This is a genomic window from Paenibacillus sp. PK4536 (genome assembly GCF_028594455.2).
In the GTDB taxonomy this organism is placed as follows: domain Bacteria; phylum Bacillota; class Bacilli; order Paenibacillales; family Paenibacillaceae; genus Saccharibacillus; species Saccharibacillus nuruki.
Genome location: NZ_CP126313.1, coordinates 4,652,936 through 4,666,316, shown reverse-complemented (window position 1 = coordinate 4,666,316; position 13,381 = coordinate 4,652,936). Strand labels below are relative to the sequence as shown.

The following is a 13,381-nucleotide window of genomic DNA, read 5'->3' as shown; positions in this document are numbered from 1 at the left end:
TTTTTAGGGGGAAACTGCTAGATGAAGAGAAAAAGTTGGTTAGTACTTATGGCGCTTGTCATGGCGTTCGGAACTTTGCTTGCAGCTTGCGGCAGCGGTTCTAGCAACACAGGAACAAGTGGAGAATCAGGAGATGGCGCTACAGCAGCTCAAGACTTACACATTAACATGAGTGCTGAGCCTCCAACGTTTGATCCAGCTCAGGCAAAAGATAGTCAAACAAATACTGCCTTGAGACTAATGTATGAAGGTCTTACACGTCCAGGTACAGATGGTAATCCTGTTCCAGGCGTTGCTGAAAAATGGGATGTTTCTGAAGACGGATTGAAATACACTTTCCATCTTCGTGATAACGCACAATGGAGTAACGGTGAACCGGTAACAGCAGAAGATTTCGCTTATGCTTGGGAACGCGTTCTAAGTCCAAAAACAACTCCAGCATCTGAGTACGCTTACCAACTTTATTACATCAAAAATGGACAAGAATTCAATGAAGGAAAAGTTAAAGATTTCGCTGATGTTGGTGTTAAAGTCGTAGACGAAAAAACACTAGAAGTGACTTTGGCTAATCCAACTTCTTACTGGTTGGGATTGACTTCTTTCTACACGTACTACCCTGTTAACAAAAAGAATGTAGAAGCTAATGCACAATGGGCTTCTAAAGCAGATACAATGATTACTAACGGTGCATTCAACTTAACAACTTGGACAACAGGTCAAGAATTGGCTTGGACAAAAAATGCTAAGTATTGGGATGCTGCTAGTGTTAAATTAAATACAATTACTTCTTCATTGGTTAACTCTGGAGCTACTGAGTTCTCAAGTTACCAAAGTGGACAATTGGATTATGCTGGAGCACCAACTGGTGAAATTCCAACAGACCAAATTCCAGCTGCAAAACAACAATATCCAGATCAGTTCCAAGCTAAAGGGATTGCAAGTACTTATTACTACTTGTTCAACCTTAAAGAAAAACCATTTAACAACTTGAAAATCCGTCAAGCATTCTCTATGGCGATCAACCGTCAAGCGATTGTTGATAACGTAACATTGGGTGGACAAATTCCAGCTTACGGTTATGTACCACCAGGAATCAAAGGTAACACTGAAGAATTCCGTACAGAATACAAAGATAGCTACTTCAAAGAAGATGCAGCTAAAGCTAAAGAATTGTTAGCTGAAGGTATGAAAGAAGAAGGTTACACAACTCTTCCTGAAATTACTTTGATCTACAACTCTAGTGAAGCTCATCAAAAAATTGCTTTGGCAATTGCTGATATGTGGAAAAACAATCTTGGTGTAAGTGTTAAAACACAAAACCAAGAGTGGAGCGTGTTCTTAGATAATCGTCAAAGTGGTAACTACCAAATCGCACGTGCAGGTTGGACAGCGGATTATAATGATCCTATGACTTTCTTGGATATGTGGATGAAAGGTAATGGCAACAACGACGCTAAATATGATAATGCTGAATACGATGCATTGTTGAAAGATGCGCAAGCAACTCAAGACAACGCTAAACGCATGGAAGATATGTCTAAAGCAGAAAAAATCTTAGTGCAAGATGATATGGCTATGATGCCAATTTATTACTACACTAGCGTTTCACTGGTTAAACCAAATCTTAAAGGTATCGTTGTAGACTTTAGTGGTGCAATTGACTTTACTCGTGCTTATTTCCAATAATTAAGTATAGATTTCGGTTTAATGATTGCAGCGGGATATGTATGTGTGGATTCTCCATCCATATATATCCCGTTTTTGCGTGTTTATCGTTTTTCCATATATTGCTATTCTAAACATGATAATTTCAAGTTCTACTTGTTATCTATTAGATGAAGTTTTAAAATGAAAAAGTTGTTGAATAATGACGAGCTGTTTTTGACCATGTTCAATAAACTACAAAATGTGATAAAGGAGGTTCTTGGGGAAATGGTTCGTTATATCGCCAGTAAATTTTTGTATATGCTGTTATCCTTGTTCATTTTGGCTTCAGCTACATTTTTCCTGATGAAAGCTATACCGGGTAATCCGTTTATGTCAGAAAAAAATGTGCAGCCTCAAATTAAAGAACGTCTAATGGAGCAGTATGGATTAAATAAACCAATTGCTGAACAGTATTTGCAGTACCTAGGAAATTTAGTTAAAGGTGATTTGGGAATTTCTATGAAATACCAAAATCAAGAGGTTTCTCAGCGTATTGCTGATACATTCTCTCCATCTTTACAAATTGGTATTTTCGCTATTGTTATTTCGATTGTTGTCGGTATTGTATTAGGTCTAATCGCTGCACTTTACCATCGTAAATTGATTGATAATGTAGCTATGATTATTGCTGTATTAGGTATAGCTGTTCCCAGCTTTGTATTGGCAACATTGATCCAGTATATTTTTGCTTTAAAATTAGGTTGGTTTGATGTTATGGGCTTTAATGAGCCAAGTGACTTTGTACTTCCGGTTATAGCACTTGCTGTTCAACCGATTGCATTTATAGCGAGGTTGACTCGTTCTAGTATGCTAGAAGTGTTAAATGCAGATTATATCAAAACAGCTAAAGCTAAAGGTCTAAATGGATTTACCATTATGACTAGACACGTTGTACGTAATGGTATTCTTCCGGTAGTTACGTATGTAGGTCCTATGACTGCAAACATCGTAACGGGTTCCGTTGTTATCGAGCAAATATTCGGTATCGGTGGTATTGGTAGAGTATTCGTAGACAGTATCACTAACCGTGACTATACAATGATTATGGGAGTAACTATTTTCTATGGTGTGTTGTTGATGCTTGCTCGTTTTGTTACAGATATCTTATATGTACTGGTAGATCCACGGATCAAATTATCAGGTCGGAAGGGGAGCTAAACGTTGTCAGCTAGCGGAAACAATAACAATAAAAATGCGACTACAGATGTGGTCGGCGAACCAATCGCACTGCAACAGGAAAGTATCTCTTTATGGCAGGATGCTTGGATTCGTTTAAAAGGTAACAAAGTAGCTATGTTTAGCTTAGGAACATTGATCGTTATCATTTTGGCTTCAATCGTTGGACCAATGATCTCTGCTTTTAACTATTACTCTAATGATTTGATGAATACGAATAAAGCGCCTTCTAGTGTTCACTGGTTCGGTACAGATAACCTTGGACGTGATATGTGGGTTCGTACCTGGATGGGTGCACGAATCTCTCTTATTGTAGGTTTGGCAGCAGCAGCAATTGACTTAATCATCGGTATTATTTATGGTGGGATCATGGGTTACTTTGGTGGCCGTGTAGATACTATCATGAATAAATTCTCAGAGATTCTTTATTCTATTCCTTACTTGCTAGTTGTTATTCTATTATTGGTTGTATTTGAGCCAGGTTTGGGAACGATTATCGTTGCTTTGACGGTAACAGGTTGGATTACAATGTCCTGGATCGTTCGTGGTGAAATTATGCAGCTGAAAAGTAGAGACTTTGTACTAGCAGCACGTTCTATGGGCGCAAGTGCTGGACGTCAATTGTTCAAACATCTTTTGCCTAATGCTTTGGGTCCTATTATCGTTACTGTAACTCTTTCTGTACCAAGTGCTATCTTCTCTGAAGCATTTTTGAGTTTCTTGGGTCTAGGTGTACAGGCTCCTGTCGCTTCATTGGGTTCAATGATTAATGATGCATTAACAGGATGGAACTTGTATCCTTGGCGTATGTGGTTCCCAGCTGCTCTAATCTGTTTGACAATGCTTGCATTTAACTTGCTAGGCGACGGTCTTAGAGACGCTTTGGATCCAAAATTGAGAAAATAAAATCTATAGGAGGTGGAACAAGTGGAGAAAATCTTAACAGTAAAGAATTTAAGCGTATCCTTTCAAACGCGTGCTGGTGAATTTGATGCGGTAAAAGATGTCAATTTTGAAATTGGCAAAGGCGAAACGCTAGGTATTGTTGGGGAATCCGGTAGTGGTAAGAGTGTAACAGCTCAAACCATTATGCGTCTGATTCCTTCTCCGCCTTCTAAGATCAAAAGTGGAGAGATTGAATTCCTAGGTCAAAGTCTACTTGCTAAAACCGATAAGCAAATGGAAGCTATTCGTGGTAAAGATATCGGAATGATTTTCCAGGATCCGATGACTTCCTTGAATCCAACCATTAAAGTGGGTAAACAAATTACTGAAGTATTGCGTAAACATCAAAACATGTCTTCTTCTCAAGCAAAAGAAAGTGCGCTTGAAATGTTACGACTGGTAGGTATCAAAAATTCTGATGTTCGTTTTAATCAATATCCTCACCAATTCTCTGGTGGTATGCGCCAACGTGCGATGATTGCAATCGCTCTAGCTTGTCGTCCATCTTTGCTAATTGCGGATGAGCCTACAACAGCACTAGACGTAACGATTCAAGCTCAGATCCTTGATCTGATGAAAGATATGCAACAAAAATTGGGTACTTCGATCATTTTGATTACCCATGACCTTGGTGTAGTAGCAGGTATGTGTGATCGCGTGGTTGTTATGAAAGAAGGCGATGTTGTTGAAACAGGAACAACAGCTGAAATTTTCAAAAACCCTCAACATCCATATACACAACGTTTGCTAAATGCTTTGCCACGCTTGGATGAGCCTAAAAAACCTAAATTAGCTTCTGCTAAACTTAATCTTGATCCACGTAAACCGTTGGTTGAAGTGAAAGGATTGAAACAGCATTTCAATTTAGGTAAAGGTAATATTCTTAAAGCGGTTAACGATATTAGCTTCAACATCTACGAAGGTGAGACATTAGGCGTAGTAGGAGAATCCGGTTGTGGTAAGTCAACAACAGGACGTACGATTCTTCGTCTGTATGAACCAACGGGTGGTAGTGTGAAGTTTAACGGAACAGACATTTATGATCTGTCTCCACGCAAAATGAAAAACATGCGTAAAGATATGCAAATGATTTTCCAAGATCCGTATGCTTCATTGAACCCGCGTTTTAATATCATGGACATCATCGGTGAGTCTCTAGACATTCATGGTCTGGTGAATAGCCGTGCTGAACGTAAAAAACGTGTAGAAGAATTGCTCGATATGGTAGGCTTGAATCCAAGTCATGCTCTTCGTTATCCGCATGAATTTTCTGGTGGTCAAAGACAACGTATCGGGATTGCACGTGCACTTGCTGTAGATCCTAAATTTATTATCTGTGATGAGCCATTGTCTGCTTTGGACGTATCGATTCAAGCACAGATTGTTAAATTGTTGGAAGAATTGCAACAACGTCTTGGATTGACGTATTTGTTTATTGCGCATGATTTATCAATGGTAAAACATATCAGTGACCGTGTAGCTGTTATGTATATGGGTAAAATTGTAGAATTGGCTGAAAGTGAAGAACTTTATGCAAATCCTCTACATCCTTACACCAAAACATTGCTATCTGCGATTCCAATTCCTGATCCTGAAGTGGAAGCAAATAAACGTAGAATCTTATTGCCTGAAGAACATCTTGCAGCTTCTCAAGAAGCAGCAGCCACTTTGGCAGCTAAAGATCCGTTTAATTTGGAAAATTCTCAGTTGATCGAAGTGTCTGAAGGTCACTGGGTATCTCAACCTTCTGCTTAATCCATGTGTTCGAACCTGTAAACCGCCATTTATTGGCGGTTTTTTGGTTGTTACTAAAAATATTTAAATATTTTAAGAATAGCTTTTGACTAAACAGTACTAACTTCGTTACAATCAAATAAGATTTAATAAGTTACGATTAGTAACAATCAAAAGCAATAGCGATGAGGAGGACTTCACCCCATGAATGTGATTCCGGAGAGCCTACCCGCGAATCAGCCGCTCGCTGAGCGGTACATCAATGATTTTGCATCGGTAAGCAGTTTGTATAATATGAATGTCTCTGATCCACAAACATGGATCAAACGCGCAGAATGGCTAGATCAGAGTAAGCACTCCCGGATCGAACGTGGAGCCTTAGTTGACTGCCTAACCATATATAACCGTCAGTATAATAATCATGAAGCAGTACAGCAGTCTTTAGAAGCATTACGGACAGATGAAGCACTTGTGATGGTAGGTGGACAACAAAGTGGTCTATTTACAGGACCTTTATTGGTCATTTACAAAGTAATCACATTGTTAACGTCTGCGCGTGAAGCTTCAAATCGCCTACAACGTCCAATTGTTCCTGTATTCTGGATTGCAGGTGAAGATCATGACTGGGATGAAGTCAATCATACGTATCTACCTGATCAAGACGGAGCAGCTGTCAAAATTCGTTTGGATCATGAACGTGGTGGACATTCACCAGTAAGCCGTACATTTATCAATGAGCTCAATACCGAACATATTTTGAATCAATTTGAGAGTCTGTTGCCAGATACTGCAAATAAAAATCAGTGGACACAGACATTACGAAATATTATGGAACAAGCGACTGATCTGAGTAGTGCTTTTGCTCAGCAATTGGGTCAATTATTTGGACGTTTCGGATTAGTGTTGATGGATTCCGATGATGCAGCTATTCGTCGTCTAGAAATTCCTGTATTTCGTCAATTGATAGAACATAATGATGCATTGACTCAAGCATATGTCGCTGCTGCTGAGCAAGTAAGGCAGTATGGCTATGAAGAACAAGCCACTGTCGATGAAGAAAGTGCTAATTTGTTCTATATCCATAGTGATGAAGTGTATACCAATGAACGATTATTATTATTTAAGCGAAATGGTTTATTTACTGATCGCAAAGGATTAGTTGTATTTACCAAACAAGAGTTGTTAACATTATTGGAACAACACCCTGAACGATTCAGTAATAATGTGTTAACACGTCCTTTGATGCAAGATTCATTATTCCCTGTACTTAGTACCATTTTGGGAACAGGCGAGATTGCATACTGGGCTTTAACCAAACAAGCATTTCCTGTATTAAATATGCAAATGCCTCCGATCGTTCCTAGGATGTTATTTACAATGGTGGAAGAAAAGGTTAAAATTTTGATGCAACAGTATCAGTTAACTTTTGATGATGTAAGACAACGGTTTGATGATATTCGTCAGACGTGGTTAAGTGAGCAAGAAGATTATCATTTGGAAAAACGATTCACTACATTCCGTGAGCAATTTCAACAATTGTATGCACCTTTTGTAGATTCTTTACGTGAGATCGATCCTTCATTACCGCATCTAGGAGAAACTACTCAACATAAAATTGATTTGCAAATTGATTATTTGTATCGCAAAAGTCAGAATGCGATAGCACGTCAACATCAGACTGGATTACAGCGTCTAGATCGTATTGCGTATGCTTTATATCCGTTTGGTAAGCCACAAGAACGTACGATCAACAGTTATTACTATCTAGGGCGTTACGGAGAGCACTGGATTGATCAATTGTTAACACTTGAACCTGATTTTAATGGTTCACATCGCCTTGTTTATTTATAAAATAACGCTGGATATCTATTTCAACCAACAAAGGAGAACTGTACAATGACATCATCTATTCAAGCAAGTATTGTTGCCGATATGGCACTTGCTCCTGAGGGACATCTTAAAATTGATTGGGCATCTTCCCATATGCCGGTATTGAATCGTATTCGAGCAGAATTTGAAAGAGATTTGCCTTTCAAAGGATTGAATGTAACGATCTGTTTACACTTAGAGGCTAAAACAGCATACTTAGCTAAAGTTATTCAGGCCGGTGGAGCTAATGTAACCATTACAGGTAGCAATCCCTTGTCTACACAAGATGATGTATGTGCAGCTTTGGTGGAAGACGGTATTACCGTATTTGCGAAATATAATCCAGGTGTAGAAGAATATAAAAGTTTGAACTTAAAAGCATTAGAAGCGAAGCCAGATCTGATTATCGATGATGGTGGCGACCTGATTACTTTCTTATATGGAGAACGTCCTGATTTGTTATCGACGATTCGTGGTGGCGCAGAAGAAACAACGACAGGGATTATTCGTCTAAAAGCATTACAAAAAGAAGGAACATTGAAAATTCCGATGGTTGCTGTTAATGATGCGTACTGTAAACATCTATTCGATAACCGTTATGGAACAGGTCAATCAGCATTTGACGGCATTATTCGTACAACCAATTTGATTATTGCAGGTAAAACAGTCGTGGTAGTAGGTTATGGCTGGTGTGGTAAAGGTATAGCGATGCGTGCTAAAGGTTTGGGTGCAAATGTTATCGTTACCGAGGTTGACCCAATCAAGGCAGTAGAAGCACATATGGACGGCTTTGGTGTGATGCCGATGAATGAAGCCGCTAAGCATGGTGACTTCTTTATCACAGTAACCGGAAATAAGAGCGTTATTGCAGGTGAACATTACGATGTAATGAAAGACGGCGCAGTCATTGCGAACGCTGGGCATTTTGATGTTGAAGCTAACAAACCTGATTTGGCAGCTCGTTCCCAATCGATTCGTACAGTTCGTAAAAATATCGAAGAATACAAATTAACAGATGGACGCCGCATTTATCTATTAGCAGAAGGTCGTTTGGTTAACTTGGGAGCAGCAGATGGTCATCCTGTTGAAATTATGGATATGACTTTTGCTCTACAAGCAGTTGGTCTTCGTTATGTAAGTGAAAACTATGAACAACTGGAAGCAGGCGTTATTAGTGTTCCTTATGAACTGGATGAGCAAGTAGCGCGTTTCAAATTAGAAAGTCTAGGTATTCATATCGATACATTAACTGAAGAACAAAAATTGTATCTAGATAGCTGGTCATAATCATTGAATTTTGAATTATTGCTTTAAAATTAAAATAAAAGTTACTCGTGCATAATAAAAAGGGCTGATTTTTCCGATAAAGAGAAATCAGTCCTTTTTTGCGCCTATTTTTGCAAATGAAATGGCTGATTTACATAAAACAAATTTTTTCAGTATTTTTCTAAAAAATAATCATATAAAAAAAGGATTTTGATTTTCTGCGTCGAATCTATTATGCTTATGGTAGTGGTGGATAGTGGGACAAAGTGGGAGACTATGGTTTAGAGGAGTGAAACGTCAATGTTTATGGGAGAATTTCAACATAGCATTGATGAAAAAGGCCGGATTATTATTCCAGCCAAATTTCGCGAATTACTCGGAACTTCATTTGTAGTCACCCGCGGATTGGATCATTGTCTATTCGTCTATCCTATGGAGGAGTGGTCCCTCCTTGAGCAAAAGCTCAAATCTCTACCGCTGATGAAAGCGGATGCCCGTGCATTTAGTCGTTTTTTCTTCTCCGGTGCAACCGAAGTCGAATGGGACAAGCAGGGCAGAATCAATCTGCCAGGGAATTTACGGCAGTACGCTAAGCTCGAAAAAGAGTGTGTTATTATTGGCGTCTCGAATCGGGTAGAGATTTGGAGTAAAGAAACATGGTCAGAATATTATGATCATTCTGAACAATCTTTTAATGAAATTGCAGAAAAGCTGGTTGATTTTGATTTCGACCTGTAATCGTCCGGGAGGTTTACATCTTGTTTCATCACATCACAGTATTAAAAGAAGAAGCCACAAAAGCACTTCAGGTTAAGCCTGATGGTATTTACGTTGACTGCACACTCGGGGGAGCTGGTCATAGTTCAGTCATTGCTGCTGAATTAGGAGCAGGCGGAAGACTGATCGCTTTTGATCAAGACGATACGGCACTTGCCAATGCGAAAATAGTACTTGCACCTTATGAAGATCGTGTAACGTTGATCAAAAGCAATTTCCGTCAATTGGAAGAGTCGCTATTGGTAGCAGGAGTACCGGTCAAAGATGGAGTTCCGCAAGTAGATGGCATTTTATTCGATCTTGGTGTTTCTTCACCTCAATTTGACGACGGTGACAGAGGATTCAGCTATAACCATGATGCAACTTTGGATATGAGAATGGATCAATCTGCCGAACTCACAGCCAAAACTATAGTGAATACCTGGCCGGAAGAAGAAATCGCCCGCATTTTATATCGATATGGGGAAGAAAAATTTTCAAGACGGATTGCTAAAGTGATCGTTGCCAAGCGAAGTATCCAGCCGATTGAAACAACGGGGGAACTGGCTGAGCTTGTCAAAGAAGGCATTCCAGCGGCAACAAGACGAACAGGGGGACATCCTGCGAAACGGAGTTTTCAAGCACTTCGTATTGCTGTCAATGATGAATTGGGCGCTTTTGAAGAAGCTCTTCATCAAGCAATACGTTGTCTAACGCCAGGAGGAAGAGCGGCGGTTATCACGTTCCATTCTTTAGAAGATCGTATTTGCAAACAAATTTTTGCAGAATACGTGGAGAAAAACGTCTCACCACCTGGTTTTCCGGTCTATGTCAGTACTGGTGGAGAACTAAAATTGATCAATCGCAAACCAATCCTTCCTTCGGAAGAAGAATTGGAAGAGAATTCGCGTGCAAAGTCGGCCAAACTGCGTGTTGCCGAAAAGGTGGAAAAATCAACGAAAACTTAATTTAGAGGAGACGGATCAATGGCTTATACGCGCGGCAATCTAGCTGTCAAAGAACAATCGGCTGAAAAAGCGGCTCGACGATATCGTGAAACGACCAAAGTAGTTGTACGTCGTAGCGCGCTTCCAACGAAAGAAAAGCTGCTTTATTTGATGACTATTATTTTTTGTGCGACAGTAGCAAGTGTAATTGTTTTTCAATATGCACATATCTATGAAGTGAACAAAAATATTCAAAGTATGGATAGTGAAACGGCAAGTATTGAAAAGCAAACAACACAAAATGAAATTCGCAAATATTCGTTACAAGATCAAATTGTTGAACGTGCCACTGCTCTAGGTTACATAGAGCCTACGGATACAGCTCCAATTCAAGTATCCCGGGTAAAGGGAACAGAAGCAACAACCTCGACGACGGATGAGACACAAGGCAAGTAAACGGGGGAACCAACAGTGAATAAGAGAATAAAACTTCGTACTTTATTTATAGGGGGATGTATTACCCTCTTTTTTGCTGTACTGATTACTAAAGTATTTTGGCTACAAGTTGTTCAATCAGGTGATTGGACGGATAAAGCAATTAACCAGTGGACAGCCAACAGTAATATTTCGGCTAAGCGTGGTACGATTACAGACCGTAATGGTAATGATCTGGCAATGGATGCTCCAGCTTATAATGTTGCCCTTAATCCTAGAGTTATTGATAAGTATGGGATTAAAGGCGATGTTGTAAGTCAACTTCACGCTATACTTGGCACAGATGAAACAGAAATTGAAAAGCAAGCCACTTCTGTATTAACCAGTGGAGACGAAATAGGTCAACTTCGTACGTGGCGTGAACTTAATTCAGGTGGTCGTCTAATCGATCAAGAAAAAGCAGATCAAATTAACGCTTTTGTTAAGCAGTTGAAAGAAAAAACGGGACAAAAATGGGATGTAGGCGTTTATTTAAGTGCTGATTCCAAACGGTATTATCCTAAAAATGAATTAGCAGCTCATGTTATTGGTTATACGAATAAAGATGGTAATGCAGTTGCAGGAATTGAAGCTTATTACGATGAAAAGCTTAAAGGTACAGATGGTCATATTCAATATCTTCGTGATAAACAAGGGGATAAATTACCTGATTCCAAAGATGTCTATACTCCTGCTAAAAATGGAGATAATCTAACGTTAACGATTGATGAGACGATTCAGTATTATATTGAACAAGCTATGAAAGACGCTTATGAACAATTGAAACCTGAAAGTATCACTGTGATTGCAGCAGATCCTAATACGATGGAAATTCTAGGTATGGCAAATATGCCAACTTTTAATCCTAATAAGTTTAATGAAGTGACTGATCCTAAAGATTTCCGTAATTTGGCTGTCAAAGCGATCTATGAACCAGGTTCAACATTTAAAATTGTTACGCTCTCAGGAGCAGTACAAGAAAATCTGTTTAATCCTAATGCTAGATATCAATCCGGTTCTATTCAAGTAGGACGCACCACACTGCATGACTTGAATCATAGTGGCTGGGGAACGATTAGTTACTTAGAAGGTCTAAAACGTTCAAGTAATGTAGCTTTTGTTAATCTTGGTTATAAGATGCTTGGTGCAGAACGTTTGCGTAAATATATTGATGCTTTTGGATTCGGAGAACAGACAGGAATAGAAACGCCTGGTGAAGCTAAAGGGGCTATCAATTTCCATCCTAATATCCCGACAGAAGTAGCAACAGCCGCTTACGGTCATGGATTGGTGCAAGTTACACCTATTCAACAGTTAGCAGCGATCTCAGCGGTAGCGAATGGCGGGAAATTATTAACACCGCATTTAGTCAAATCGATTACAGATCCCAATACAGGTGTTACCGAAAATACACAGACTAAAGTCGTTCGTCAAGTGATTGACTCGGCAACTTCTGAAAAAGTACGTGGTTATTTGGAACAAGTGGTTTCGGATCAAGACATCGGAACAGGTCGTCATGCTTACATTGACGGTTATCGTGTTGCAGGTAAAACAGGTACAGCTGTTAAAGTTATCAATGGTAAATATGATTATACGAAGCAAGTGGTATCTTTTGTAGGGTTTGCACCTGCTAATGATCCTAAGATCGCTATGATCGTGGTGATTGACCAACCGTCAGATTCGAAGCTAGGCGGAGGTACAGCAGCGGCTCCTGTATTTAAAAAAATAGTGAGCCAAGTGTTGCCTTATATGGGTATTTCCAAAGTGTTTGATGATGGTGAAACCAAACCTAAAGCAGAAGTTGCTTCTAAAAAACTGATGGCTTCATATACGGCTCCTACACTAACAGGTAAAATGCTCGCAGATGCGAAGAAAAAATTGCTTGCTGATGGTATTTCATATACAACTGTCGGTTCTGGAACGAAAGTAGTCAAACAATATCCTGCCAGTGGAGCAGCAATGACAGGTGGACAAACTATTTATTTGATGACAGAAGATCCCACCAAAATGAGTATTCCTGATCTAAAAGGAGAATCACTGCGTGATGCATTACAAATTCTATCGCTGATGAAAGTAGAAGTCACAGCGACAGGCGAAGGGTATGTATCTGAACAAGTAGAGGCTTCTAGTGGGGGGAGACGATCTGTGACGCTTACTCTTAAATCTGCGCGAGCAACAGTAACAGGTGTAGATGATACAGAAGAAGATCCAGCAACTTCGGAAGAAGCAACAGCGCCGAAAGACGGAGAAACTGATGGCAAAACAACTTCAGAAGGATCGTCAACAGATAAAGAAACTTCTACTGATCCGAAAGCTACTGAATCCAAAGATCCAACAACTTCGGATACTCAAACAGATTCAAGTACTACAGAGGGTAAAACTGGAAGTAGTACATCTGAAAGCAGTGCTAATCAAAATCCTGCAAGCAGTCTAGAAATTCCAGAGCCTACAGGTGCGCCTACGAATTAATGTAATCTACGATCACCCGGCATAATCAGAAAAGATAG

Annotated in this window: 10 protein-coding genes; all 10 read left to right on the top strand. The window is 39.5% G+C overall.

Going from position 1 to position 13,381, the window contains the following annotated elements:
- The first annotated feature begins 21 nt into the window (after window positions 1-21).
- The 10 genes from PO903_RS20715 (at window position 22) to PO903_RS20670 (ending at window position 13,343) form a co-directional block, all read left to right on the top strand.
- Window positions 22-1,686 carry a peptide ABC transporter substrate-binding protein gene (locus PO903_RS20715; protein ID WP_137220767.1) on the top strand — a complete coding sequence of 555 codons (1,665 nt, stop codon included), beginning with the start codon at window positions 22-24 and terminating at the stop codon, window positions 1,684-1,686.
- Between the two features lie 246 nt (window positions 1,687-1,932).
- Window positions 1,933-2,865: an ABC transporter permease gene (locus PO903_RS20710; protein WP_069329340.1), complete on the top strand. Its 933-nt coding sequence runs from the start codon at window positions 1,933-1,935 to the stop codon at window positions 2,863-2,865.
- 48 nt (window positions 2,866-2,913) lie between these two features.
- The gene (locus tag PO903_RS20705; RefSeq protein WP_245703517.1) at window positions 2,914-3,789 is read left to right on the top strand and encodes an ABC transporter permease; all 876 of its coding nucleotides are present in this window, start codon (window positions 2,914-2,916) and stop codon (window positions 3,787-3,789) included.
- Between the two features lie 21 nt (window positions 3,790-3,810).
- A complete protein-coding gene (locus PO903_RS20700; protein WP_069329342.1) occupies window positions 3,811-5,583 on the top strand; it encodes an ABC transporter ATP-binding protein in 1,773 nt (590 codons plus the stop codon).
- Window positions 5,584-5,766: 183 nt separating this feature from the next.
- A complete protein-coding gene (bshC, locus tag PO903_RS20695; protein ID WP_273594441.1) occupies window positions 5,767-7,413 on the top strand; it encodes a bacillithiol biosynthesis cysteine-adding enzyme BshC in 1,647 nt (548 codons plus the stop codon).
- A 45-nt stretch (window positions 7,414-7,458) separates the two neighbouring features.
- A complete protein-coding gene (locus PO903_RS20690; protein ID WP_069329344.1) occupies window positions 7,459-8,718 on the top strand; it encodes an adenosylhomocysteinase in 1,260 nt (419 codons plus the stop codon).
- A gap of 279 nt (window positions 8,719-8,997) precedes the next feature.
- Window positions 8,998-9,435, top strand: a complete 438-nt coding sequence (gene mraZ, locus PO903_RS20685) for a division/cell wall cluster transcriptional repressor MraZ (protein WP_069328945.1) — start codon at window positions 8,998-9,000, stop codon at window positions 9,433-9,435.
- Window positions 9,436-9,455: 20 nt separating this feature from the next.
- Window positions 9,456-10,421, top strand: coding sequence for a 16S rRNA (cytosine(1402)-N(4))-methyltransferase RsmH (rsmH, locus tag PO903_RS20680; RefSeq protein ID WP_273594440.1), 966 nt, complete (start codon window positions 9,456-9,458; stop codon window positions 10,419-10,421).
- An 18-nt stretch (window positions 10,422-10,439) separates the two neighbouring features.
- On the top strand, window positions 10,440-10,856 hold the full coding sequence (locus tag PO903_RS20675; RefSeq protein ID WP_069328947.1) for a hypothetical protein: 417 nt from the start codon (window positions 10,440-10,442) through the stop codon (window positions 10,854-10,856).
- Between the two features lie 15 nt (window positions 10,857-10,871).
- Window positions 10,872-13,343 carry a penicillin-binding transpeptidase domain-containing protein gene (locus PO903_RS20670; protein ID WP_273594439.1) on the top strand — a complete coding sequence of 824 codons (2,472 nt, stop codon included), beginning with the start codon at window positions 10,872-10,874 and terminating at the stop codon, window positions 13,341-13,343.
- Window positions 13,344-13,381 lie beyond the last annotated feature (38 nt).

Excerpts from the sequence above, each read along its gene's own strand:
- PO903_RS20690 (WP_069329344.1), top strand. The coding sequence starts at position 7,459 with ATGACATCATCTATTCAAGCAAGTATTGTTGCCGATATGGCACTTGCT.
- PO903_RS20675 (WP_069328947.1), top strand. The coding sequence starts at position 10,440 with ATGGCTTATACGCGCGGCAATCTAGCTGTCAAAGAACAATCGGCTGAA.
- mraZ (WP_069328945.1), top strand. The coding sequence starts at position 8,998 with ATGTTTATGGGAGAATTTCAACATAGCATTGATGAAAAAGGCCGGATT.
- bshC (WP_273594441.1), top strand. The coding sequence starts at position 5,767 with ATGAATGTGATTCCGGAGAGCCTACCCGCGAATCAGCCGCTCGCTGAG.
- PO903_RS20715 (WP_137220767.1), top strand. The coding sequence starts at position 22 with ATGAAGAGAAAAAGTTGGTTAGTACTTATGGCGCTTGTCATGGCGTTC.
- PO903_RS20710 (WP_069329340.1), top strand. The coding sequence starts at position 1,933 with ATGGTTCGTTATATCGCCAGTAAATTTTTGTATATGCTGTTATCCTTG.